The sequence below is a fragment of the Methanothermobacter sp. genome, from assembly GCF_030055435.1.
Taxonomy (GTDB): domain Archaea; phylum Methanobacteriota; class Methanobacteria; order Methanobacteriales; family Methanothermobacteraceae; genus Methanothermobacter.
Genome location: NZ_JASFYG010000007.1, coordinates 78,413 through 103,342, shown reverse-complemented (window position 1 = coordinate 103,342; position 24,930 = coordinate 78,413). Strand labels below are relative to the sequence as shown.

Genomic DNA, 24,930 nt, shown 5'->3' with positions numbered 1-24,930 from the left:
GCTCACCCCGAATCAACAGGTAAACCATCTCAGAAAAAGAAACACCACCAATCAAATCCTCCTGAGAATAACCCCTGGTAACAATCCGATTAGGCTCCACCCTAGTAATGGAAGTCCTCCACTTCGGGGAACCCATCCTGAATACTTTTTCAAGCGAATCCTTTCCTATAGCCATTCATTCACCTCAGAGATCTACAGTTTTATGGTTGCCCTTCTCGGCTCCACACAGCAGGCCAGCCTCATTGATACTATTCTGACGCCGCTAGCCCTCTGAGGCCCCACATTCACCAGGGAACCAAGGGCTGTTGTGGATCCCCCAAGACCCAGGGGCCCTATTCCGGTACTGTTAAGGGATTCTGTAATGTAATCCTCAATTTCAGACTGCTCATCAAGGCTTCCGGTGGCCATTGCCCTGAGCATAAGGCTCGTGGCCTCAAAATGAGTTCTCCCAATACCTATAACCGGTATGCACGGGGTGCATCCAAGTAAAGGGACCTCTGTTTTCATCCATGTCAGAACTTCCTCAAATACTTTTCTATAGCTGTGTCTGTGAAAAACCCTTCTGGTCCTTGCCCTTATCTCGGGGCCGCCCCCAAGGAGGAGAACATGGATTCTGACCTCGTCTCCCGGGACTGAGTCAACAAGGAATGGTGCTGGGGGAAGTTTTGACGGGTCACTGTAGAGGCCCTGGCTCTGCTCTATCCTCTCAATCTCATCGCCCCGCACGGCCATGGGTCTTCCTGGAAGTTTAAGGAGGCCCTCAGCAATCCCCCTCCTTATGAGGTTGAAGAAGCCACCCGGCAGGAAGGCATCTTCACCCACCTCAACGATGACGTGGGGTATTCCCGTGTCGTCACAGAGGGGTCTGCCGCTTTCTTCGGCTATCCTGGCATTTTTAATGAGAAGTTCAAGGATCCATGCGGCCTTTTCATCCTCTTCCCTTTCAAGTGCCCGCTTATATGCCCGCATAACATCTGGGGGTGTGGTTGTGCCTGCCCTTATAAGGGCGTCCCTCACCCGTGCCGCTATATCCAATCTACCTTCCCCCCACAGGTACCGCAAGGTCCTTCCCAGATGATAACACAGCTTCAGGGTAGTAACGCTCTATCATGTCCCTCACAAGCACAACCTGCCTTATCCTCTCACGTGCCTGTGTCTCTGTGGTGTCCCATCCATGGTGTCCTGCCACAGATCCGCCTGTTTTGAGGTAAACCGGGGATGCGTACCTTATGATATCAGGAACCTCGTAGTGCCTTATGAATCCACCGGATGACTTGGGGTTCTCTGTGTGGACATCGATTGAAATGTCAATGGCCTCCCTTATTGCTGCGAGCATGGGTATCTGGAGGTCTCTCACAGGGTTGAGGGAATCGGCACCTATATCCTGAAGTAGCCGTGCTGATGCAGGGTTACCGTGCCCGCAGTGGGCTGAGACCTTGAAGTGGAGGTCCGCTGGCAGTTCACCGTCGCCTCGCATCCTCCCGAGAACCCAGAGGAGTCCCTCGTCGTAGACCACTATGCCCCTCACACCGAGTTCAGCCGCCCTCCGAACATCCTCAACCGCATACACCAGGTTGTCATATCCCCTGAGCCTGTAACCTATCCTTGAACCCTCAGGTGTCCTTGCAGATGCACTTGTATCATACGTTGCCCGGGGACCCACACTCAGGAAGAGTTCGATGCCGGCTTCACGGGCCAGTTCAGCCATCTCCTCAATTTCACCGTCGGTGAGGAGCATTATCCCCTTTGTCTGGGTTACCCTGTGGACCCTGACATCATATTCTTCCATGGCATCCAGGAGGGCCCTCATGGCCCCAGGCCTCTGTATCCCAGGGACCTCAAAGCGGTACTGTCCACCATCACTGAATCTCTTCTCTGATTCACCTTCGGGGACTCCTATTCCAATTCTATCAAGGTATATGCGGGTTTTTTCCAAATTTTTCACCTCCAGTTAATTAATACCCTTAATAAGTAGCCCAGAGGACTTTTCTGAGCATTTGTCAATCAGTGAGCTAATATCGAGCTCCATATAATGCATCAATCAAGGACCTCAGAGATTACCTCTGAGATATTCTCTGACCATGCTTCACTAAGGATCCCCAGTTTATCTGTCCCGTAACTAGGGTTCAGGAGGGCGAACTTCTCAATGATGTCCTTCCACGTGTAGGGGTTCTCTGGTTCCCCTGCTGGAAGCTCTCTGAAAGCCGTGTGAACACTGCCATCACTGAGTCTCACTGTTACACGTGCAGGCCTCCTGTTCTTCATACCCTGCATCTCTGAATCCGCTATTATTTTAATCTTTGATACCATCTCCCTGATACTGGAGGATATTTTAAGGTCCTCAACCCTGAGATCCCCTTTCTCAAAGAGTATGGCCAGTGAAACAGGTAAACTCTGCCTTATTGCCTCAACAGTTTTTGGGGAATAGTTGTCGTGTTCTGCTGCAACATCATAGGTCTCCACAAGGACCTCATCTATTTCTGATGCAGAGAACTTGGTCATTGCAAGTATTTCAAGGGCACAGTCAAGGGCAGAGTGCAGGTGCCTGCAGACAGGGTACCTCTTGAGGTAAACGTCTCCTATATGGAAGACACCAGTTTCAGGTAACTCTGATGGGGGCTGGCACATTGCATTGAGGAATCCCTCCTTTCCCTCAATTATGGACTCTGCCCCCGTGAAACCCTCCAGAGCAAGCTTTGCAGATATGAGTCCTGACTGGGCCGCCCTCCCGGCGTGCAAGTGCTTGCCCATTGACCCGGCATGGTCTGATTCAAGGAGTCCTGCTGCTTGGGTTCCTGCAAGTCCCAGTGCATTGACTGTCTCCTCACAGTCAAGGCCCATTACGCTGGCTGCGGCTGCGGCGGCCCCGAATGTTCCACAGGTGCCTGTGGTGTGGAAGCCCCTAGCCCTATGGCCGGGATTTGCGAGGAGGCCCATGAAGATGGCCACCTCATACCCTGCCACAACCCCTGCTATGAACTCCCTGAACTCCACATCAAGGACCTCCGCAGCTGCAAGGGCCGCGGGAATCACGCATGCGCCTGGATGCATCTGGGCCCCCCTGTGACCGTCATCAAGGTCCAGATTATGGGCGAATATGCCATTGAGGAGGGCAGCTCTTTCATCAGAGCCTTTGCCATGACCTATAACCGTCGAATTTCCCTCGCCGGTACCCAGTGCCCTGAGTGCCGTAAGGCCGCTCCTTTCCCCTGAACCCCTGAGTGAAACCCCCAGAAAGTCCAGAAGGCATATTTCTGCCTTTTCAATGATCTCAGGAGGGATGTCCCTGTATGAAAGTGATGATACAAATTCTGCAAGCTTTCCTGTAATCATTGATGCTACTATGTTGCCTTTAAATATAACAGTGATTGTTATAAAGGTTTCCATTTTTATTAATTCAGAGGGATAACAGCCGCCAGAAATTCTCATCCTCCACCTAACCCAGCCAGACGGCTAAAGACCTTATCAATCCCCACTTTCTACCTGACTCAGGCAGATGGGTAAGGGCCGCTAGATATTCCCATCCTCACAAGCTGCTTTGAGAGGTGTCTTCTGGCACAGGTGGGGACCTCATAGTAGCCCTCCTTCAGGGGCCTCTCAAGTACCCTCTTAACCTTTCTGGAATTTCTTACCCTCCGCCCGCATGCGGGACACTTAAACCCCTTATTTCTGCCTGCGGATTTCATGCGCCTGCCACAGGTACACAGGGGGTTTTCCTCTATGTAGAGCTCAGCGGCCCTCTCAAGGTGTATCTTTTCAATGTTCAGTGTCCCCTGGGCCCCGATACCCCCATAAACGGTGACCCTGTCCCCTGGTATGAGTTCAAGTATGACCTTCCTGAAGTCCTTTGTGGGCTCATAGGCACCGCATTCGATTTTCCCAGAGTCGTCACCAAGGGTGAAAAATACGTGACCCCCCTCAATCACCCTAGGTTTGTCGAGCACCTTGCCACTGATGCGGTAGCATCCAAATATCTCCATATCAGCTATGCTCTCTGCATCCTGTATGTGCTGGTCCGTGTGCTGGTTTGTCTCGAAGATGCAGAACCTCTCTATCTCCTCATAGACACGAACCATCTCCATGGCTTTCAGGAGCACCTCAGGTGATTCGCCACGTATACCATAGAGTATTGGGCAGGGTGTATGGGGCTCTATTGCAATGTAATCACCATCAATGTTGTCAAAGGTCTCATCGCCTGTTTCAGTGTCCATGAGCCTCACAGATTCTGGGTCTATCTGACGGGGTTTTCCATAGTTTTCAGGGACCCTGTAGGTGAGAAGTTCATATGTCCTGTCCTCAAGGGGGCAGCCGATGGCTGCAAGGGCCCCTATGATCCCTCTTCCCCTTTTGAATCCATGAACCTCTGCCCCCACCTCCTCTGCAACCCTCATGGCATCCTCAATTTTGAGTATTCTCCTTATAGCAGATATTGCAAATTCCCTCATGGAATCTGTGATCTCACCTGTATAAAAGACCACCCCAGGGTTTGTTCTGTCATTATCAAGCTCTGCAAGTCCCTCAACATTGCCAATGACGATATCTCTGATATCATCCATTTCATTCTCTGATTCAGCCAACACAGTGAATGCCACTGCACCGTTACCCCTGGTCTTGTGGGGCGCGAAGGGGTTCAGTCTTATGAGCCGCGGGTAACCCTCAAGGTTGAAACCGCAACTTTTAAGTTCATGGATTATAAAGCATGATATATAGGTTGTGCACATCCCGTCTGGAGAATCGGTATCATCTATACCCACATGAATTCTGTACATTAAATCACCCGGTGGTCCAGTTGGATAAATCTGTTAAGAGGGAAGATGTATTAAGGGAAATACACGAACTTCTTACCAGCAACGGATTTGAAACATCTCAAATATATGATAGGAGCTGCTTTGACCTCATGGCCAGGAGAAAACTCCTTCTACTTCTGCTTAAGGTCCTTGTGAACATTGATAGTATAAATAGTTTCCAGGCCAATGAGATAAAAACCCTTGCACGCACCTTCCTTGCATCACCACTCCTCATTGGTATAAGGTCAAAGACAGAGTACCTTGAGGAGGATGTTGTCTATGAGAGGCACGGTATCCCTGTTATTACCCCTGAAACCTTCAGGAACATAGTGGTTGATGGGGAGTACCCTGAGGTGATAGCTGATCGTGGCGGTTACTATGTGCAGATAGATGGGAGAACCCTAAGGAGGGTCCGTGAGGATTACAAGCTCTCACTCAAGGACCTTGCAGACATGGCCCATGTATCCCGCAAGACCATCTACAAGTATGAGAATGGGCTTGCAAGGGCCTCGCCTGAAACAGCCATGAAACTCGAGGAGATACTCAACATAAGGATAACCCTCTCAATTGACATCTTAAGTGTCCCTGAGAGGGATGAAGTTGAAATAAGGCCAAAGGGAAGGCTGGGTGATATTGGGTTCGGGATGATCGAGACCCAGAGGACCCCCTTTGATGCAGTTGCAAAGGAACTGAATTTTGAGAGTACCGTCATAACGGACCTTGAGAAGGGGAGGAACTCCAGGACTCTAAGGAGGATGGCTGTGCCTCTGAGGGACCTGTCAGTTGTAAGTGGCTCAGAATCTGTTTTTATCATTGATAACCCCCGTATAAGTGAGAACCTCGATGGTGTACCTGTGATCAAGAGCTGGGAGATAAATGAGATGGAAAGTAGCAGGGAGTTCCTGAAGGTGATAGCGGAAAGGAAGACCTGTAGCTGAACCCTGTCCATTATCAGCTTTCAGTAGTAATCCCACACCGTGACCTTCCAGTCCCTGATTTCGTTTGCATAAACCGCGATGCAGTATTCTCCAGGGCTCCCCTCAACCTCAAGGGTTCTCTTCTTTCTTGCAGGTGACTCTGTGGGTCCCCAGTCCACGGTGTCAGTGGCCACAGTGTATCCGTCCCTGAGGACATCCACGGTGATGCTGTTCACATCATAATTCACCAATGGACTCGCTGAAAAAACAACGCGTAGCCTGTTGCCCCTGATGTTAACATAGCGGTAATCCGATTCAGAGCCTGTGAATGTCATGACCCTGTGCCAGCTGGGACCTGAAGACCCACCACCTTCTGTATCGCCGGTGATGGTCACATTGTAGTACTGATCCCCATCATGGGGTGACTTGAGGAACATACCTGAGATAAAGCCCAGGGCCCCTATGAGAATAAAACAGATTACAACAAGCACCTTTGTCGCAGTATCCATAACCACACCCCATATACGCTGAGCAGATGGGAGCCCATTCATGAACAATGGGAGGTGTCCTTTAACATGTTAATGTTAAAACATTAACTTCTATTTTACGATTTCATTCCTATAGAAAATATTAAATATGATGATGGAGTGGGGTCATGCTTCAGAGGCAAGATCATAACCTGAAGAGTTCCCCGAATGTTTCTTTCACTTCAGGAACAGATGCCGCACCCACAGTGACCATATCAACGTAGTCAGCACCCTCAAGGAATTTAAAGGCCTCCCCTGGTGATAGTATCCCCGCTGCAAGTACCTTCTCGGCAACAACAACCTTTCCCAGTTCAAGGAGTAGATCCCTGAGTTTTGCCCGTTCCTCCTTAAGGAAGACCGGGAAATCCATCATATAACCCAGCCTGTTGAGGGGTATCATGTAAAGCTGGAAGTTATCAACCCCCTCATCAATGAGCCGCCTGGTGGTGGACCCTGGCATTGTGGTTATGAGGCCAGATATGACCTCAATATCATCAAGGATCTCAGCCACCTCAGCGACTGGTAGAAGATCCGTGTAGTGCTCATCAAGGAGAACGGCGCTGGCCCCAAGATCCATGAGTGTCTCTAGGTCCTCCTCAAGGCGCCCCTCCCGAACTGTGCCCATGAGTCTAAAACTGCACCCGGCATCAACTGCCATTTCAAGCGCCTCAAGCACGGGATCCTCAGGGATGACCTGGAATCCCCTCACACCCGCATCATATGCCCCCATGAGCACCTCCGCAATGTTTTCAGGCCTCCTTTTGAGGTCCATCTCATACAGCCTTGAGCGGTGCCCAAAGTAGGGTGCCGCGGTGAACGGTGCGCTTCCCAGGAATGCCTCCGGGAGCTCAACTCCATCAACAGTAACTGAACCAGTGAACATCACATCATCCTCCATGACACCAATAATTATAATATACCCTACCTCTATAGATTCCTCTATCATTCTATAAGATCCTCATTGTGATAAGTGTGGTGAAATTATGCCAGATATGAAAGTGCTTATTGCTGATTCCATCAATGAAAAGGGAATATCTGAACTTGAAGAGGTGGCGGAGGTTGTGGTTAACACAACCATAACACCCGAGGAGCTCCTTGAGGCCATAAAGGACTTCGATGCCATAGTTGTGAGGAGCCGGACCAAGGTCACAAGGGAAGTCATAGAGGCAGCCCCCCGCCTCAAGATAATCGCAAGGGCGGGTGTGGGCGTTGACAACGTGGATGTTAAGGCTGCCACAGAGAGGGGTATAATGGTCATAAACGCCCCGGAATCAACATCCATAACAGTTGCCGAACATTCAATAGGCCTCATGCTAGCCCTTGCAAGGAAGATCCCCCTTGCAGATAAATCCGTCAAGGAGGGTAAATGGGAGAAGAACAGGTTCATGGGTATAGAGCTAAACGGCAAAACCCTCGGTATAATAGGTATGGGCCGTATAGGTTCACAGGTTGTTCTAAGAACAAAGGCCTTCGGAATGAACATACTGGTATATGACCCCTACATAAGCAGGGAGGCCGCCGAGGAAATGGGTGTGACCGTCACAGACCTTGAAACACTCCTAAGGGAATCCGACATTGTGACCATACACGTACCCCTCACCCCAGAGACAAGGCACCTCATCTCAGAGGATGAACTTAAACTGATGAAGGAAACCGCATTCATAGTTAACTGTGCCCGTGGAGGTATAATCGACGAGGAAGCCCTCTACAGGGCCCTGAAGGATGGTGAAATAGCAGGAGCGGCCCTCGACGTATTCGAGGAGGAGCCCCCAGAGGGTAGCCCATTACTTGAACTTGAGAACGTTGTCCTCACACCACATATAGGCGCCTCAACAGCTGAGGCCCAGAGGGACGCCGCAATAATAGTTGCAAATGAGATAAAAACTGTCTTTCAGGGAGGTTCACCCAGGAACGTCCTTAACATGCCAGTGCTGGACCAGGAAACCTACAAGTCCCTCAGACCCTACACCGAAATCGCAGAGAAACTGGGCAGCATCATCACACAGGCCCTCCCAGGTAACATAGAGAAACTGGACGTCACCTACTGCGGTGAACTTGCAGATATGCAGTTTGATATCCTCACAAGGACCATGCTGCAGGCCATCCTGAACCCCATACTCACAGAACCAGTGAACCTCATAAATGCACCGACAATTGCAAAGAAGAGGGGTATCGTGGTTACAGAGGCCAAGAGGTCAGAGGCTGATGGCTACAGGTCCATAATAATGGTAAGGGCTGTTTCTGACAGGGGCGAGTTCAGCGTGGAGGCCACCCATATCAAGGAGCCCACGATAATCGGTATCAATGGATACAGGGTGGATGTGAAGCCAGAGGGTACAATGATAATAGCACGCTACAGGGACCTCCCAGGTACTATAGGGGCCATCGGCACCAAGCTGGGTGAGCACCAGATAAACATAGCTACCATGCAGGTTGGAAGGAAGGAGATCGGTGGAGAGGCCGTCATGGTCCTCAAGGTTGACCAGAGTGTCCCCTCTGAGGTCATAGATGAGGTCAAGAAACTTGAGAACGTGGACGATGCTGTTGCAATAGAAATATAAGTCTACCAACAATTAGACCCCCCCTAAAAATCCCTTTTTTATAATTTAACTAGACCCAATAATCCCAAAAACAAAATATTCCTTTTTAAACAATCTCAAACCCAACAGTCACACCCTGCCTTGTATAGGCTGCAACCGTTTCTAAAGTGTAGGGGTGTGCTATTATCATATGGAAAAGACCATTCTTTGAGAAGAACTGCATATCAGCACCTGAAGGTAAATTGCTGGGGCCAGGATGGGAGTGCACCGACCCCACAATACCTGTAAAGGGTGGGAGCATCAGGACATCCATAACAGCACCCTCATCAGAGGTCCTTGATGGCAGGAATATGAGGCCAGTGATGTGAAGTGCATCACCCTCCTGTTTTCCCTCAAGGAGCGCCACAAATTCATGTGGATGTGACCTTCTTGCGATTTCCAGAGCCTCCTCCATGACATCGGAATCGACCAGCACACTTCTTACCGGTTTTACACCCATAAAATCAAGGATCCTTTCAATTAAACCCATTCTATCAGGCACTCTCTGATCCATTACGTTCCTTAAAACCCTGAATTCCCTCAAAAAATTCTTTTGTGAAGAGTGGAAGTTCCATGTCAACCTTCACCCTCATCCTCACCGCAGAGACCTCCCTCTCAGTTATGGGATTGTAGCCCTTCACCTTCACCGGAGCCCGGTAGACCCCGATACCCCTCCGCTGCCAGGCAGGAACCTCTGAGATGTTCAAACCCCTCTCAAAGAGCAGCTCATGGAGGGCATCTGATTTCATCCCATTCAGGGTTCTTGCGGCATCATCTCTATCCATTTCATCCCTCAGTGTCCAGTATGCATAGCTGTTGAGGCAGTTCCTCCAGGCCTCATCCTGCCTTGACCTGAAGTACTCCCAGACCACCTCCCTGCCCAGTGGTATGACCCTGCAGTCAAATGAAACAGGTTTGTAAAGTGATAAACCCCTTTTTATGGCACTAAGTGTGAATGATGATGATGCAAAAGCCGGGAAGACCGAGTCAAGCTTCTCAACCCTTCCTGAGAATGGAACAGAATCAAGGAGTACATTGATCTCATCAGAAAAGGTGTATATGAATGATGGGCTGAACTCATTCATGATCTCAAGGCACGCTGAAACCATGAGGTCACGGAAGACATCATCATAGGGCCTCCTAAACCCTGCCTTTGCTGTTAGCCTGTGAAAGCCCCTCCCATCAAGCCTCAGTACTATGCGGGAGGACAGCGGCACCTTGAGGTTTGAGTAGATTTCATGTTCCCGCATCATACCATCATGTTCCAATATGCATGTTCTCACTGAGGGATTTAAGGAGTCTTATGGCGGAATAGGCGGCCATCACACTTGTCTTGGGGTTTATGGAGCACCTGACATTCTCTGTTATAGTCTTGAACTCCCCGAAGTCCCCCTTAACGGTCACCTCATGGACGTTACGGTCAACTGCCGGGTCCGCTATTATCTCAACATCAATATCCCGTCCACAGGCGAGACTGAGGGTTGCTGCCACATTTATGTTGAGTGGAAACCTCTTAACGGCCTCTGATGCCTTACCACTGTAGAGGATCTTCTTCTCATCCATGCTTATACCCAGTGACCGTGGTGGTTTCCTTGTAACAAGTTTAACTGACTCTATACTGCCCATGGATGCTGCCTTCAGGCCATCTAGGCCCACTATGGCCCCAGAGGGTACATGTATTTTGGCATTATTCTCTGAGGCCTTCCTCTCAAGAAGGCTCCTTAATTCAGGGTCCATGAGGGCGCCGACACTCATAACGACGACGTCCCTGCCTGCCTCAAGTATTCCGGGGACCAGTTCCCTCACGGCCTCAGGTGATGCGGCCTCCACCACAAGGTCAACATGGGGGAGCATATCTGCAACATCAAGGACCGCAGTCCCATCAACCATGGATGCCAGGTTCTCTGCCTTCTCAAGGTCCCTGTCATAGAAGAATCCCAGTTCAACGGGTACCTTACCATCCCTCACGAAACCCGTTATAAGGTTGGCTATTGCGCCGCAGCCCACTATACCCACGATCATGTCATCACACAGAAAAAATCAGGATTCAAGGGGATTTACCTTTTTCTCCACTGAAACATCCGGAGATATTATGAGTATGTCTCCAACCGCCTGGACACGTTCATAGTTTATGTCGATGATGCCCTCCTCTTTTATGGGTCTTATCTCATCTGATTCAGGGACTATCCTTATGCTGGTCTTGAGGACATCCTTTATACCAACATTCTTCTTATCATGCCTCATTGGACGGACTTTCAGTGTTGAGACACGTCCCTTCTTGATGTTGAGGACAACGTCCTGAACCCTCCCAACGTACTTACCCCTTGAGGTGTATATTTCAAGTCCATATAGACTGGATAATTCAACCATTTTTCCACCACCGGACAGTTAAACATGTAGAGCTGCTGCATAACCCTACTGTTGGTTAATGTTATTGTTTATAGCTTAAATAGTTATAGGGGAATAACAGATTACTGTAGTGGCAGGAATAAAAAGGCTGTTACTGGAATTAAAAAATGATTCCGGATTGTGATCAAAATGTGGGACACCAGTAAGGATTACAGGCTCATGGTTGCAGTTAAGGCGGTTGACCTCTTCAGGAGGGCCCTTGAGGCAGGTGGTTTCAGGGGCCAGTGGAAAAAGAAACCTGCCATTAAATTGGCATCTGAGATTGAAAGGACACTGCAGAGCCTCATATACTCATACCTTGAACCAGAGGACCTTGCAGCAAGTTCAGAGATGAAGAGTATTGATGAAAAACTTAAGGTGATAACTGATGCCCTTGGGGGTGAAGAGTGGAGCCGTAAGTTCCTTGATGAGGCCTCAAGGGATGAGAGGGAGAGGGTTGAGGAGAACATAGCAAAGGTGAAGTTCTTCCTGAACACCATTGGAAACCTCAGGGGCCGGTTGATGCTAGGGAAGATATCAGACCCTGTTATTGCAGTTGATATAGTTGCAGGTGAGGTTATGAGTGTTGGGGGACACCCCTCCGCGGATAAACTTCAGATCTGCAATGTTAATGTGGGTGGGAGGTCCATAAAGGTTGTCACAAATGACCCTGATGTGAGGGAGAAGGACAGGGTGGCCGTGGCCCTTTTGCCGCCCCAGAACTTCATGGGTGTTGTGAGTGAGGGAATGTTCCTTGGTGTCGACGGTGTTCTGAGGGATGTTGAGGGAAAACCCGGGGAAATGCCAAGGGGGATACCCCTTGAGGCCCTCAACGAGACACGGAACCTGGTCGAGGAGTTCCTGGCTGGTTAACCCCTCCATGGCTCCCTGAGAATCGCCCTGCACACTTCATTGCTGCACCTTCCACAGTCCCTTGGGAGACTGCACCCTGCTTTTCTCAGACGGTCCTCAAGCTTTAATTCTGATAGAGGGTAGTAGCCAGAATAATCAACCCTCTCAAGGCCCTCTGCCCTGCACTCATCCACCAGCTTCTCCATCAGTTTTCTGTCAGGTCCCATGTGGTAGTAGAGGAGGAAGTTGGGTCTGAAACCTATCAGGCGGTAGGGGATCTCGGGATTTATCTCTGCAATGAATGATGCTATCTCCCCGATCTCATGGTGGTTTATGCCGGGTATCACGACCGTCCTGAAGACCCTTATCTTTTCAGGAAATTTCTCTGCAAGGTAGGCTGCGTTCCGGAGTACAGGAGCCACGGGTGCCCCTGTCAGGTTTCTGTGGAGTTCATCTGAAAAGGCCTTTATCTCAAAACTGAAAAGTGAGGTAAACCTTATGATGCGCTTTAAAGTCTCGGGTGTCTGGAATCCATTTGTTGCCACTATGACATCAACATCGCCTTCACCCTTTATTTCATGCAGCATCCTTTCGATGTAGGGTGTGTGTATTGTGGGTTCACCGCCAGTGAAGCTCAGATTTGATATGCCATGTGCTTCAAGTTCCCTTAGCGCCTCCACTGCCAGATCCTCAGGTTTCACATAACCCCTGTAAACCCATCCTGAGTGAGGGTACTGTGATATCCTGTAGGCATTGCAGTAGGCACACCGGAATGGGCAGGACAGGAAGGTTATGGCGTAACTTTTCAGGACATCTGTAATTGAGGTATAGGCGATTTCAGTCTCAGCAGCCCCGCAGACTCCCCTCTCACCTGCGGAACGGTTTGCACCACACCTCCATTCGCATAGGCTGCAGTTCCTGAGTTCGTCCATAAAATAAGTATATGTAACTCTTTTAATGCATTTTCCCAAAAATGTAAAAATAAAGGTATCAGGTTATCTGCCAGTAGCTGCTGGTCCTCTTAACGTACCTGTAGGTCCAGTAGTACCTCCAACTGTATCTCCATTTGCCCATGTACCTGTACCATTTTCTGTACCATTTCTTGACCTTCACCTTGACGTAGTAGCTGAGGGTTACCGGTTTCATGACAGTGTAACTGGCTGATGAAACTGCAGAGGATGCTCCGTTAACAACGGCTATGAATTTGAGTGTCGCTGATTTTGTGAGAAGGATTGGTGCTGTGTATCTTGTGCTGTTAACAGTTGGATTTGATCCGTTAAGAGTGTAGTATATCACTGAACCTTCTGGACCTGCAAGGGTCACAGTTACATTGTTCCTGTAGATGCCTGGAGCAGGTGATGCTGTAGGTACTGAGGGGGTTGATGTGACACTCACAGGTGCCAGATCATTGACTGTGACATTGTATAGCCCTGCTGGCAGCGTATAAGTGAATGTTACCGTGACTGTTTCACCTGTTGAGACATTCACAGTTTCTGTATCCTTCACATCACCGTTGATTCGGAGTTCTGCTGTGAAGTCGTCTTCAACACCGGTATTTGTGATCTTAACAGTGACGGTTATATCCAGGGGTGCGCTGCCGGCTACGGGTGTGACCGTCAGGTTTTCCAGGGTGAAGTGTGGCTGGAGGTCCACTGTGAGCTGGGTTGAGTTGAGCACGGTTTCATTTTCAGGTCCGTCGGGGCCCATCTGGAAGGCTGTTGAGTTTGCCCTCACCGTGAATACCTTGCCCTTTGCGTTTTCAATGACAAAGAGCCACCTGTAGCTTTTACCGTCCTCCATGTACAGTTTTGCCTGTCCCTGAGGTACGGGTGCATTTGTGAATGAACTGAGCCAGACTACGTTGACCCCTTCAGGGACAGTGTAATTTGCGAAGGGTCCGTTCAGATCGCCGGTGTAGTACCATTTTATTTCTGAGCCCGTTATGTTGCCGCTTAAGAGTTCAAGTTTTGCATCGACAGCTATCGTCTGATCGACATCCTGAAGGTCGTCACTGTAGTTCACATCCACTATTATCTGTGTTGGGTCAGATGCATTCTGCTGCATCGTCAGGTTCACGGCATTCTGGGGTATTTCTGCCGCTGATGCCCCTGAGATGCCCGCTGCAATTGCAAACAGGAGCATCAATGACAGCACTTTATATCCACCTTTCAATTTTTCACCTCCATATAGCTCTAAAAATGTGTATATGTATAATTAATATAAAAATTTTTTTAAATATATAAAATAGTAAATTTTAAATTTATTAATTGATAAAAAATACTGTTATATTGATTTTATTATGGTTAAGTCAATTTAAAAATTATAATCAGACCATATAATCAGCAGTAAATTAAAATATGGCTCTATTCATTTTCAGTTAAAATCATTAATACAATTGATTCAACAAACCATTCACCTTTATATTAAAAATTGGCCAACAATGTTTTTATTAAAATTAGGAATAACAAATGCCATTCTTCAGATATTAAAGCGGTCATAATCATTATTTCATTAATAATAGCAATAATCAAACGGTCAATCACTTAATGTTAAATTGTGGAGGGGCCTATAATCATCTACTGTTTAAAATAACAAGTTTTGTCCTGGTCATATCCTCTATGGCGTACTTAACGCCCTCCTTACCCATTCCACTGCACTTGAAACCGCCAAATGGCATATGGTCCACCCTGAATGTTGACTGTTTGTTCACAAGAACTGTGCCAGCCTCGATCTCAGATGCCATCCTCAGGGCGGTTCCTATGTTCTCAGTGAAAACCCCTGCCTGAAGTGCATAGCATGTCCCATTGGCAATCCTTAAGGCCTCATCAGCGTCATCAAACCTTATAATCGGTGACACCGGCCCGAAGGTTTCCTCTGCAACAACCCCCATCTCAGGACGCACATGGTCAAGGACTGTGGGCTCAACAAAGTTGCCACTCCTTGACCCTCCATGGAGGAGCTCTGCACCATTTCTAACGGCATCTTCAATTCGTCTTTCAACCTCAATGGCCGCCTCCTCATTTATAAGTGGCCCTATATCAGTTTTCGGATCAAGTGGATCCCCTGACCTTAACCTGCGGGTCTTATCCACAAGTTTATCTGCAAATTCGTCGGCCACATCTTTATGGACTATCATCCTCTTAACCGCGATGCAGACCTGTCCGGAGTAGAGATAGGAACCCCTAACCGCGGCCTCAACTGCAGAGTCAATGTCAGCGTCATCCATGACAATTAGGGGATCGTTGCCCCCCAGTTCAAGGGTTACCTTCTTCATTGAGGCCCTGCCGGATATGTATCTTCCAACCTCCACACTGCCTGTGAATGTTATCTTATCCACGAGGGGACTATCTATTATAAGATCACCCACCTCCCGGCCCTTCCCTGTTACAGAATTAACAGCTCCTGGAGGGAAATGTTCATTCAGTATTTCACAGAGTCTAAGTGCAGAGAGGGGCGCCTCAAGTGAAGGTTTCAGAACCGTGGTGTTCCCTGCTGCCAGTGCCGGTCCAACCTTGTGGATGGCGAGATTGAGTGGATAGTTAAATGGAGTTATTGCAGCCACAACCCCCAGGGGGAGCCTTACAGTGAATCCAATAAGGCCCTTCCCACCGATACCTGCATCCATTGGTATTGATTCGCCGTAGAGCCTCCTTGCCTCCTCTGCACATAGATGTGCGGTTTCAACTGACCTTTTAACCTCATCACGTGAGAACCTTATGGGTTTACCTGACTCCAGGGTTATGAGTCGGGCAAGTTCATCCATCTCTGCCCTGAGCTCATCAGCAACATCATGGAGGCCCTCAGAGATGCGCCTGGCAGAAAGATCAGACATGGTACCTTTTGCACGGTGGGCCGCCTCAAGAGCCCTTAAAACATCATCCCTACCTGCAAGGGGTACAGTATCAACTTCCTCGCCGTTGAAGGGATTCCTGACACTGAAACGATTTTCTCCCCCTACCTGCCCACCATCAATGATCATATCCATATGACCACCTTAAAACTAGAATTTTCTTTTGAGCCCTTTAATTGAGTTTGTGACGTTCTGAACATCAGAGTTCATTGCAGTCTGAGATGACCTCACATAGTTACGGTACCACACCACTGCAAAGGTCACAATGACTATTATACCACCAAACACAAGTATCAGCTCGGCTGACCCCTGACCTGAATCATCAGCAATTAAACCCCCAGACAAAACCTTAACCTCCTATGGTGCCATGCTTCCAACAAGGCTCAGTCCAAATTTTCCTATAACATAGAATATTGCATAGGCCACGATTGAGAGTGGCACAGAGAACTTAACACCCTTCCTTGCGCTCCCATACATTATGATTCCAATGAGGAGCCCTGCAATTATAGAGTGTATTATGATGTAACCTGCAGCGGCGATCTTGGCGGCGCCAAGGATGGGGTTGGGTTTCCCCACAGACTCCATGAACCCTGAGTAGACCATTATCATTCCAAGGGCGAATGGTGCCGCGATTATGGCGGCGACAATAAGGAACATCACCGACATCATAACATTGGCCTTCCTCTCCCTCTTGAGTGCCAGAACAGCCCTAAGATCCTCTGCAACTGTCTCAATTACATCCGATAGGCTTCCTCCTGCCCTCCTACCCTCAAGGATCATCCTGAAGGTTCTGTCCAGGTTCTGGGATTTGAGCCTCTCACTCATGGAGAGGATGGCATCATCGAATGTCCGCCCGATTTTTATTTCAATAACCGCCCTCTTGAGTTCATCGTAGAGTGGCCCCTCCCCCTGTTTGGATACGTCCTCCAAGGCCGATTCAAGGCCTACCCCTGCCCTCAGCAGTGATGCTATCTGCCTGAGAAAGTCAGGGGTTGACTGCTCAATGGCGTCAACACGTCTCTCCATCATGACAAAGATGTAGGCCCCAAGGAGGATTGATGGCATTGAAAACCCAACAATAACTGCTAGAATAACATTCAAACCCGCGACTGCGGCTACAACTGATCCAAGAACAGCGAAGAGTGCCCCCGCAAGAAATGCAAGTGTTATTATCTCAGATGCCTTCACATAAAGTCCTGTCCTTATGAGTGTCTCCTGCACCCGGAGAAGCAGTTTATCAGGTAATATACTCTCCAGGGCCTCGCTCACGGGTTTCAATGCTGCCGGTAATACTGCCATCTGCACACCACTTGAACTCTTGCTGTTACTAATTTATTTACGGGCTATTATTTATACTATATTCATGACAACCCACTTTTTAATTCATTTATTTTCATGAACATTTAACTCAGGTGATACACTTAACTCAGGTGATCGGGGAGGCTGTTCATTACTCCACCACCCACAACAAACATGTCCTCCACCCTCACACCAAATTCTCCTTGAAGATATATCCCTGGTTCAATGGTGAGGACCATTCCCTCAGTGAGAACCGTTTTATCGTCGGCTGAAAGCGATGGCCTCTCATGGACCTCAAGTCCAACACCATGACCACTTGAGTGTATAAATTTATCAGCGTATCCATATTCATCTATAACACCCCTCACTGCACTGTCGACTTCACATGCCCTCACGCCAGGTTTAGCTACCTTCAGACCCTCCCTTTTGGCTTCAATTACCACTTCAAGGATCTCATGTTCCCGTTCACTCTCCACCAGTGTCCTTGTGGTGTCAGAGTGGTAGCCGCTGTGAACAGCGCCCCAGTCAACCAGTAAAGGGGAGCCTAAATCGTTAGAGGTTGGCACCGCATGTGGTATGCTTGACCTTGAGGCCGATGTTACGATGGTGTCGAATGAAACTCCCTCTGAACCTCCAAGACGCATAAGGTAGTCCAGTCTGGCGGCTACCTCAGATTCGCTGCCACGGAATTCAAGTTTCTTAAATGATTCCTCGGCAATTTTAAGGGCTGCCTCCATCCTTTTTATCTCCTCCCTGTCCTTAACCATCCTGAGATCTGCGATGGGATCCATCACCTGAAAGTCCCTGTCGAGACCGATTCTCTCAATGAGGCCCACTGGCATGGAGGGTTCAACCCCAATGGCCCTTAGTTCAACCATATCAGAGACATCAGATACCCTCCTGAAGGCTTCAACATGAATCTCGCATCCTTCCGCTGACTCGAGGTCCATCTCATTTACAAAGAGGACCGGTTCATCACTCAGGAACAGGAAGGCTGTGACAGTTGGCATGAATCCCGTGAGATAATATATATTCTCCCTTTTTGTTATGAGTACCCCGTCAGCTTTACCAGAGATGGCTTCAAGTGCCCCTTCAATCCTTTCCAACTGCATCACCCAGTCTTTCCATAACAGCTCTTTTCATGACCAGTTCAAGTTCATCCATAACTTTATCCGGTGCCCTGAACTCAATGGGCAGAGGTATGTGACCAAAGTCGGGATCCCTGAAGACCTCGCCCCCAAATTTCACGGGTCTGCTGTAGCGGGGGATGAAGTGCCAGTGAACCTCGGGGTCGGGATTTTCAGACCTGAAAGCCGAATTTTTAAAGCAGCTCCAGTTGAAGAGGTCCGGTCCAAAAAGGTCGCCCACAGCAGATTCAAGTACCCGCACCACAACTGCAAAGTCAAGCCACTCATCATTGGTGACTTCAGAGAGGTTCCTGCATTTCCTCCGAAGTGCCACCACACAGGTTGCAAGGTAGCGCTGGCTCGGTGCAAGGTAAACAATCCAGTTGTCTGTCCCGGCAATTTCGCGACCATAATAACCGTCAACCCCACAGTACTCACAGACCTGCACATGATCACCGCTAAAATCTATGGCAAGGTAATACTCAAGGTTTATATTAATCATTAAACCTAATTTATATGTATATGCAGCCCATGCCGGTAACTGCACGGGTGGTTAAATGGGGGAGCTTCGAAAATTTGTGACAGCTGAATTTGTTTTTGGAAAGGGGGCCAGGTTCCTGGCGGGAAGATACGCCTCAAACCTCGGGCCAGAAGGGTCCTCCTTGTAACAGACCATGGCATAATGAAGACCGGTCTCGTGGATGATGTTACAGGTAGACTCAGTGATGAGGGCCTTGATTATGTCATATTCAATGATGTAACACCAAACCCACGCGACCACGAGGTCATGGAGGGTGCTGAGGTTTTTGATGCAGAGGAGTGCAACATGATAGTTGCGCTGGGCGAGGAAGTCCCATTGACTGTGCAAAGGCCATGGGCGCTGTTGTATCCAATAGAATGGATGTGCTGGAGTTTGAGGGTGTTGACCGGATTCCAGTACCATCGGTTCCTATAATATGCATTCCGACAACCGCCGGTACAGGTGCAGATGTATCACAGTTTGCGATAATCATGGACCCCCATAGAAGGGTTAAGATGGCAATCATAAGCAAGACAATGGTACCCGATGCATCCCTCATAGACCCGGAAACCACCCTGACCATGGATATGGAGCTGACAGCTGCAACAGGTATGGATGCCCTGGCACATGCCATCGAGGCATACGTATCCAATGCAAGTTTCCACTTGACTGATCTCAACGCCCTCGACTCAATAGGCATCATAAACCGGGCCCTCCCCCGCGTCATGCTTGAACCGGATAACATGGATTACCGTGAGGATATGATGCTTGCAAGCCTTGAAGCGGGCCTTGCATTCTCCAACGCCAGCCTTGGACTTGTGCATGCCATGGCCCACAGCGTGGGTGGGATGCTGGACATACCCCATGGTGAGGCAAACGCACTCCTCCTTGAATACGTTATTGAATTCAACTTCAAAGCCGCGAGGGATAGGTATCTCAAGATCGCAGAGGTCATGGGACTCAGTGGTTCGGGGCTTGAGGAACTCAAGGAACACATAAGGGAATTTCGGAAGACCCTAGGAATTGATATGACACTTGGGGACCTTGGTGTTGCTGAGGAGGACATACCCTCCCTTGCAGAGACTTCTATGAGGGATCCCTGTATAGTTACAAATCCTGCCCGTCCAGAGAAGGCTGATGTTGAGGAGATATTCAGAAGGGCCCTCCATGGGACTTGAGGTGTGATGAAATGTCTGATAGGGACTGGGAAACCCTCAGGGAGAAGATAATAGGTTTAGGTGAAAAATCCATAAGGAAGAGCTACTATCCCCGTCTTCAGGAGTCACTCGCCGAACTCAGAAGGTTCAGGAAACTCCTTGACTATACAGATGACGCCATATTCCTTGTTAAAACGCCTGGAGGGGAACTTACAGACGCCAACCGCTCAGCATGCACCAGGCTGGGGTATTCAACCCGTGATATAACCGGGCACAGGATCTATGATCTTCTGCCTGAGGACATGCATTCCCTCTTCAGAGAGATCCTTGAGGGCAACGATGAGAGGATAACAATGGAGGGGCACCTTATAAAAAGGAACCGTGAGATGATACCCGTTGAGATAAAGGTAGATATGGTTGATTTTGATGGTGAAAGGTACGCTGTCCTGGTGGCCAGGGATATAACCGAGAGGCTGAAGATGGAGGAGGAACTCAGGAGGTCCCTGAGGGAGAAGGAGGTACTTCTGAGTGAGATACACCACAGGGTCAAGAATAATCTCCAGATAATTTCAAGTCTTCTTAGCCTTCAGAGCCATACCATTAAAGACCCCACATGCAAAGATCTCCTTGAGGAAAGCCAGAACAGAATAAGGTCCATGGGCCTCATTCATGAGCAACTATACCGTTCAGGTAATTTCAGCTCCATAGACTTCAAAGTGTATGCATCCAGACTTCTAAAGAACCTCCATAGGTCATACTCCCATGGTAAGAATATAGAAGTCTCATTTGAAGCCGACGATATAAAGTTGAGACTTGAGACCTCAATTCCCCTAGGCCTTATACTCAGTGAACTGGTAAGCAATGCACTCAAACACGCCTTCAGAGGAAGAGATAGAGGCAAAATCACAGTGAGATTTAAAAGGAGGGATTCTGTTTGTATTCTTGAAGTTAAGGATGATGGTGTGGGGTTCAGTGAGGAGGATCTCAGGAATAGCAAATCCCTTGGCTTCAAACTTGTTGAAATCCTCACAGGACAGCTTGAGGGAACCCTCACCTTTTCAGGGTCGAAAGGCGGACTTTTTCGGATAGAATTCAGTGAACCTCCATACAACGAGAGGATATCAGTTTATACTTATAAATAATCCTTTAAAGCACTTAAATTTTTCCATTCTAGAATATCGAGGATTGTTCTTAAATCTTCCATTTAATTGAAAGGCAGTATCAATCCAGCAATGGAAAGCATTATAAGCTGTGTTCCCTTTTAATATAAACATGGTTAGATTTAGTAAAGGAGAGGTAAGGGATATCCTGACCTCAATGGTTGTGATCGCAGGCGTATTTGCCTATGTGTTCTCAGGCAGAAACCTACAGGTAGCGCTGATTCTGCTTCCGGCAACCCTTGTTACCGTGGGGCTCGGATTTGTCCTCCATGAGATCGCCCATAAGTTAATGGCAATAAGGTATGGATTCTGGGCCGAGTACAGGCTCTGGATCGAGGGCCTCATACTGGCCATTGTAACATCCTACTTTGGATTCGTATTCGCAGCCCCAGGGGCCGTTTACATTCATGGAAACTACATTGACAGGAACGTTAACGGGAAGATATCCATTGCGGGACCCCTCACCAACATAATGCTGGCTCTACTATTTCTCATGGCATCATCTGTGCTTCCATCTCCACTTCGCGATGTTGCTGTACTTGGATACGCCGTTAACAGTTTCCTTGCCCTCTTTAACCTTATACCCATCGCCGTACTTGATGGTGCCAAGGTTTTCAGATGGAACCCCCTCATATGGCTCATTGCAGCCGCATCTGCATTTGCACTCACATTCAACAGCATGTTCTAAGTGATCGAGATGTTCCAGGATATTCCTGTTAAGTATGTTGGATGCACCCACCGGGCCATGAAACCCTCAGAGACACTCCGGGCATTCCGGGAAAAACTCAGGGACATAGGTGTCACACGGATAACCGAGATAACGCACCTTGACCGTATAGGCATACCCGTATTCTCAGCCATAAGGCCGACAGCGGAGGAGGGTGCCGTTAGCATATACGCAGGTAAGGGTGCAACCAGAAAACAGGCACGTGTCTCTGCAATGATGGAGGCCTTTGAAAGGTACTCCGCCGAGAGGAGTCCCCTGGACGAAACACTGAGGGCCCATCCATCGGAGATGGATAAATGCCTGGACCCTGAGGCACTTATTCTACCTCAAAACGCTGATACAGACTCTGAAGTTGAGTGGATAATTGCAGAGGATATAAAAAGCCAGGACAGGATTCACGTACCTGCAAATGCAGTTTTTCACCCTTACAATCCCCCTGAGGGCTGTGTGAGTCTTTTCAGATCCAACACCAATGGCCTTGCATCCGGGAACGTCCTGGAGGAGGCCATATTCCACGGCCTCATGGAGGTGATAGAGAGGGACGCCTGGAGCCTCTTTGAGGCAAGGAGGGGTCCTAAGATAGAGATCGACTGCTCAGGGACAGATAACAGGATAATAATGTGTCTCCTTGAAAGGTTCCAGCGGGCAGGGGTTGAGATAACGCTTGTGGATCTCACCGCTGACACTGGCGTTGCAACGGTTGCTGCGGTTGCAGATGATGTTGTGCTCAGGGACCCTGCACTCCTCACCATGGGCGTGGGGACCCACCTAGACCCTGAAATTGCAGTTATAAGGGCCCTCACAGAGGTTGCCCAGAGCCGGGCCACCCAGATACATGGCACAAGGGAGGACACCGTAAGGGCGGAGTTCATGAGGAGGGCTGGCTATGAGAGGATGAAGAGGCTAAATAGACACTGGTTCTCTGAGCCCGATGATACCATTGCACTTGGGGATATGGAGGACCTCTCAACAAGGTCATTCCAGAGGGACCTTGAGATTACCCTGGATAAACTGAAGAGGGCGGGCCTGAAGCAGACACTCTATGTGGATCTAACCCGTGATGTTGGTGTTCCCGTTGTAAGGGTCATTGTACCGGGACTCGAAGTTTTCTCTGTTGACCCTGAAAGGGTGGGGGGACGCATAAGGTCCCCCGGTGAAATATCATAGGTCACACAGATGAAATGATTAAGTGACCCAATGCACTAGATAATTCATATGCATGGAAAAAGGATCATAATATTTACAGGGCCATCACTTTCCCACCGTGAGGCATCAGATATCCTAAGGGCAGATTACAGACCCCCTGTAAGGCGGGGTGACATCATTGATGCTCTCTCAGAGAAGCCAGAGATAATAGGGATAATTGACGGTGTTTTCCATCAGAGCCCGGCGGTGGGACACCGTGAGATCGTTGAGGCCCTCAGGATGGGTGTTACCGTTGTTGGAGGGGCCAGTATGGGTGCCCTAAGGGCTTCTGAACTCCATGATCTGGGAATGGTGGGAGTCGGCCGTATATTCAGGGCCTACCTGAATGGTGATCTGGAATCTGATGATGATGTTGCAGTTGCCTTCAACCCCGAAACCCTTGAGGCCTTCTCTGATTCCCTTGTGAGCATTCATTTTAACTTTAAAAGGGCCCTTAGAAGGGGTATCATCGGTGAAGATGACTTCAAAGAACTCATGAAAATCGCTAAGGATCTATTTTATCCCCTCAGGAACTACAAGAGAATTCTGCATGATGCAGAGATACCTGAAAACAGAAGGGCATCCCTCATGTCATTCCTTGAATCTGAGGGGAGGGATATAAAAAGGGAGGATGCCCTTGAGGTTATAAAATACATTAAAAGACTGGTAAGCTCTGATGATGAGGATCATGGATGTGAAACTCATGGATCTTGAATCAAAGATAGAAAAGGTGAAGGAGGCCCTCAAGGGCCGAAGGGTTGCTGTTGGATTCTCAGGGGGGGCTGATAGTACAGCACTGCTTGATATTGCAGTGGATTCGGCTGATGCAGTTGCTGCATTCACAGTTGACACAGGTGTTATGCCCCGTGGCTTTATAGAAAATGCATCATCAATTGCCGGATCCCTTGGGGTTGAGCACTTTATAATAAACAGGCCGCTCCTTGAAAACCAGGAGTTTGTGAGTAACACCCCCCAGAGGTGCCTTGTATGCAAGAACATCATATACAGTTCAATACTCGAAGAGGCCAAAAAAAGGGGTTTTGAGGCGGTCCTTGATGGAACAACCGCAAGTGACATGTTTGAGGACCGTCCTGGCACCCTAGTTAACCATCTGCTGGGTATAGAGACCCCTCTACTCGATGCGGGGATTACACGGAGTGACGTCCTTGAATATCTCAAAAAAAGGAACCTTGAATACTCAGAGAATACCACATGCCTTGCAACAAGGATAAAGGATCAGGAGATAACGCCTGAACGGATAAACAGGGTATCATATGCTGAAACCCTCATCAGGGGACTCTACGGTGAGGGCAGCGTGAGGGTCAGACATGAGGGGGGCTCTGCAATAATAGAGGTTGATGAACCTGAGAGGCTCCTCAATGCAGCAAATCTGAGGCATATAAAGAATGAGTTGATGGCCGTCGGGTTTGAGAGAGTGCTCCTGGACCTCACAGGCTACAGGGAGAGTGAGAGGGACATTGTACTTTACAGTCCTTGCAGGGATGCTGAATCAAGGATAATGTTCGAGGTTAAGCTGCCCTACCACATCGATATAAAAGAAACTTGTGAAAGGATGGAAAAGAGGAAGCCCCGATGCTCAGAGAAGATGGGTGTCATCATGGTTGAGGTGGGTGACAGTAACGTGACCATATTCAGGAACGGGAAGATAGTGGCAAGAAGGGTTAGGGACAGGGAAGATGCCGAGGATGTGCTCCTTGAGGTGCTGCCACACATAATAAGGGAGCATGAGGACATAGAGTCACAGAACCACTCCCCACCACAAACATGAAGGTCTAGTGATAACTCATCCAATATCTTGTGATTAGCTGCTGAGTGATAAGAAACACTATTGTCC

General features: G+C 48.7%; 25 protein-coding genes and 2 pseudogenes. 9 read left to right on the top strand and 18 right to left on the bottom strand.

The annotated features are described in order from the left end of the window. From QFX30_RS08630 to QFX30_RS08610, 5 genes and pseudogenes are all read right to left on the bottom strand, one after another. A pseudogene (locus QFX30_RS08630) lies at positions 1-175 on the bottom strand (citryl-CoA lyase); the annotation flags it as partial. A gap of 17 nt (positions 176-192) precedes the next feature. After that, positions 193-1,035: a fumarate hydratase gene (locus QFX30_RS08625; protein ID WP_300490948.1), complete on the bottom strand. Its 843-nt coding sequence runs from the start codon at positions 1,033-1,035 to the stop codon at positions 193-195. Position 1,036: 1 nt separating this feature from the next. Then, complete coding sequence (locus QFX30_RS08620) at positions 1,037-1,936, bottom strand: peptidase (protein WP_300490945.1); 900 nt, start codon at positions 1,934-1,936, stop codon at positions 1,037-1,039. A gap of 101 nt (positions 1,937-2,037) precedes the next feature. Next, entirely contained in the window at positions 2,038-3,333 is a 1,296-nt protein-coding gene (locus tag QFX30_RS08615) for an MmgE/PrpD family protein (protein WP_300490942.1), read from the bottom strand. 155 nt (positions 3,334-3,488) lie between these two features. Then, positions 3,489-4,769 (bottom strand): tRNA(Ile)(2)-agmatinylcytidine synthase, encoded by a 1,281-nt coding sequence (locus QFX30_RS08610; RefSeq protein ID WP_300490939.1) that lies wholly within the window; start codon positions 4,767-4,769, stop codon positions 3,489-3,491. Positions 4,770-4,789: 20 nt separating this feature from the next. Here QFX30_RS08610 and QFX30_RS08605 point away from each other — a divergent pair, with 20 nt between their 5' ends. Continuing rightward, complete coding sequence (locus tag QFX30_RS08605; protein WP_300490935.1) at positions 4,790-5,725, top strand: transcriptional regulator; 936 nt, start codon at positions 4,790-4,792, stop codon at positions 5,723-5,725. Positions 5,726-5,745: 20 nt separating this feature from the next. Here QFX30_RS08605 and QFX30_RS08600 read toward each other — a convergent pair whose 3' ends face one another. Then, positions 5,746-6,213 (bottom strand): hypothetical protein, encoded by a 468-nt coding sequence (locus QFX30_RS08600; protein WP_300490932.1) that lies wholly within the window; start codon positions 6,211-6,213, stop codon positions 5,746-5,748. A gap of 163 nt (positions 6,214-6,376) precedes the next feature. Further along, on the bottom strand, positions 6,377-7,177 hold the full coding sequence (locus QFX30_RS08595) for a hypothetical protein (protein ID WP_300490929.1): 801 nt from the start codon (positions 7,175-7,177) through the stop codon (positions 6,377-6,379). A 46-nt stretch (positions 7,178-7,223) separates the two neighbouring features. Between QFX30_RS08595 and serA the strand changes: the two genes are divergently transcribed. Beyond that, positions 7,224-8,792, top strand: coding sequence for a phosphoglycerate dehydrogenase (serA, locus tag QFX30_RS08590; protein WP_300490965.1), 1,569 nt, complete (start codon positions 7,224-7,226; stop codon positions 8,790-8,792). Between the two features lie 85 nt (positions 8,793-8,877). On the opposite strand, the gene QFX30_RS08585 is transcribed toward serA, so the two are convergent. The 4 genes from QFX30_RS08585 to QFX30_RS08570 are packed head-to-tail and all read right to left on the bottom strand — an operon-like array spanning position 8,878 to position 11,180. Continuing rightward, a complete protein-coding gene (locus QFX30_RS08585; RefSeq protein ID WP_300490926.1) occupies positions 8,878-9,324 on the bottom strand; it encodes a Mov34/MPN/PAD-1 family protein in 447 nt (148 codons plus the stop codon). Then, on the bottom strand, positions 9,305-10,060 hold the full coding sequence (locus QFX30_RS08580) for a tRNA(His) guanylyltransferase Thg1 family protein (RefSeq protein ID WP_300490923.1): 756 nt from the start codon (positions 10,058-10,060) through the stop codon (positions 9,305-9,307). The genes QFX30_RS08585 and QFX30_RS08580 overlap by 20 nt, the downstream gene beginning before the upstream one ends. Positions 10,061-10,067: 7 nt before the next feature. Next, positions 10,068-10,832: an aspartate dehydrogenase gene (locus QFX30_RS08575; RefSeq protein WP_300490920.1), complete on the bottom strand. Its 765-nt coding sequence runs from the start codon at positions 10,830-10,832 to the stop codon at positions 10,068-10,070. Positions 10,833-10,850: 18 nt separating this feature from the next. Continuing rightward, on the bottom strand, positions 10,851-11,180 hold the full coding sequence (locus tag QFX30_RS08570) for a PRC-barrel domain-containing protein (RefSeq protein ID WP_300490917.1): 330 nt from the start codon (positions 11,178-11,180) through the stop codon (positions 10,851-10,853). A gap of 168 nt (positions 11,181-11,348) precedes the next feature. Here QFX30_RS08570 and QFX30_RS08565 point away from each other — a divergent pair, with 168 nt between their 5' ends. Next, entirely contained in the window at positions 11,349-12,071 is a 723-nt protein-coding gene (locus QFX30_RS08565; protein ID WP_300490913.1) for a tRNA-binding protein, read from the top strand. On the opposite strand, the gene QFX30_RS08560 is transcribed toward QFX30_RS08565, so the two are convergent. The 7 genes from QFX30_RS08560 to QFX30_RS08530 all read right to left on the bottom strand — a co-directional run bounded on the left by QFX30_RS08560 (position 12,068) and on the right by QFX30_RS08530 (position 18,774). Next, positions 12,068-12,982, bottom strand: a complete 915-nt coding sequence (locus tag QFX30_RS08560; RefSeq protein ID WP_300490910.1) for a radical SAM protein — start codon at positions 12,980-12,982, stop codon at positions 12,068-12,070. The genes QFX30_RS08565 and QFX30_RS08560 overlap by 4 nt on opposite strands. A gap of 58 nt (positions 12,983-13,040) precedes the next feature. Then, complete coding sequence (locus tag QFX30_RS08555) at positions 13,041-14,192, bottom strand: chitobiase/beta-hexosaminidase C-terminal domain-containing protein (RefSeq protein WP_300490907.1); 1,152 nt, start codon at positions 14,190-14,192, stop codon at positions 13,041-13,043. A gap of 430 nt (positions 14,193-14,622) precedes the next feature. Beyond that, the gene (locus tag QFX30_RS08550) at positions 14,623-16,035 is read right to left on the bottom strand and encodes a lactaldehyde dehydrogenase (RefSeq protein ID WP_300490904.1); all 1,413 of its coding nucleotides are present in this window, start codon (positions 16,033-16,035) and stop codon (positions 14,623-14,625) included. Between the two features lie 15 nt (positions 16,036-16,050). Further along, positions 16,051-16,245 carry a class III signal peptide-containing protein gene (locus tag QFX30_RS08545; RefSeq protein ID WP_300490901.1) on the bottom strand — a complete coding sequence of 65 codons (195 nt, stop codon included), beginning with the start codon at positions 16,243-16,245 and terminating at the stop codon, positions 16,051-16,053. A gap of 12 nt (positions 16,246-16,257) precedes the next feature. Beyond that, on the bottom strand, positions 16,258-17,199 hold the full coding sequence (locus QFX30_RS08540) for a type II secretion system F family protein (protein ID WP_300490898.1): 942 nt from the start codon (positions 17,197-17,199) through the stop codon (positions 16,258-16,260). 122 nt (positions 17,200-17,321) lie between these two features. Continuing rightward, positions 17,322-18,311 carry a Xaa-Pro peptidase family protein gene (locus QFX30_RS08535; RefSeq protein ID WP_300490895.1) on the bottom strand — a complete coding sequence of 330 codons (990 nt, stop codon included), beginning with the start codon at positions 18,309-18,311 and terminating at the stop codon, positions 17,322-17,324. Beyond that, positions 18,292-18,774 (bottom strand): HIT family protein, encoded by a 483-nt coding sequence (locus QFX30_RS08530; RefSeq protein WP_300490892.1) that lies wholly within the window; start codon positions 18,772-18,774, stop codon positions 18,292-18,294. The genes QFX30_RS08535 and QFX30_RS08530 overlap by 20 nt, the downstream gene beginning before the upstream one ends. A gap of 234 nt (positions 18,775-19,008) precedes the next feature. On the opposite strand from QFX30_RS08530, the pseudogene QFX30_RS08520 reads away from it, so the two are divergent. The 6 genes and pseudogenes from QFX30_RS08520 to larE all read left to right on the top strand — a co-directional run bounded on the left by QFX30_RS08520 (position 19,009) and on the right by larE (position 24,864). Further along, positions 19,009-20,024 (top strand): annotated as a pseudogene (locus QFX30_RS08520) (iron-containing alcohol dehydrogenase). 11 nt (positions 20,025-20,035) lie between these two features. After that, entirely contained in the window at positions 20,036-21,145 is a 1,110-nt protein-coding gene (locus QFX30_RS08515; RefSeq protein WP_300490884.1) for a histidine kinase dimerization/phosphoacceptor domain -containing protein, read from the top strand. 130 nt (positions 21,146-21,275) lie between these two features. Next, positions 21,276-21,851 (top strand): site-2 protease family protein, encoded by a 576-nt coding sequence (locus QFX30_RS08510; protein WP_300490881.1) that lies wholly within the window; start codon positions 21,276-21,278, stop codon positions 21,849-21,851. 9 nt (positions 21,852-21,860) lie between these two features. Beyond that, entirely contained in the window at positions 21,861-23,057 is a 1,197-nt protein-coding gene (locus QFX30_RS08505) for a YcaO-related McrA-glycine thioamidation protein (RefSeq protein WP_300490878.1), read from the top strand. Positions 23,058-23,105: 48 nt separating this feature from the next. Further along, on the top strand, positions 23,106-23,789 hold the full coding sequence (locus QFX30_RS08500; RefSeq protein WP_300490874.1) for a TfuA-related McrA-glycine thioamidation protein: 684 nt from the start codon (positions 23,106-23,108) through the stop codon (positions 23,787-23,789). Further along, a complete protein-coding gene (gene larE / locus QFX30_RS08495; protein ID WP_300490870.1) occupies positions 23,764-24,864 on the top strand; it encodes an ATP-dependent sacrificial sulfur transferase LarE in 1,101 nt (366 codons plus the stop codon). Before QFX30_RS08500 ends, larE begins: the two co-directional genes overlap by 26 nt. The last annotated feature ends 66 nt before the right edge of the window (positions 24,865-24,930 follow it).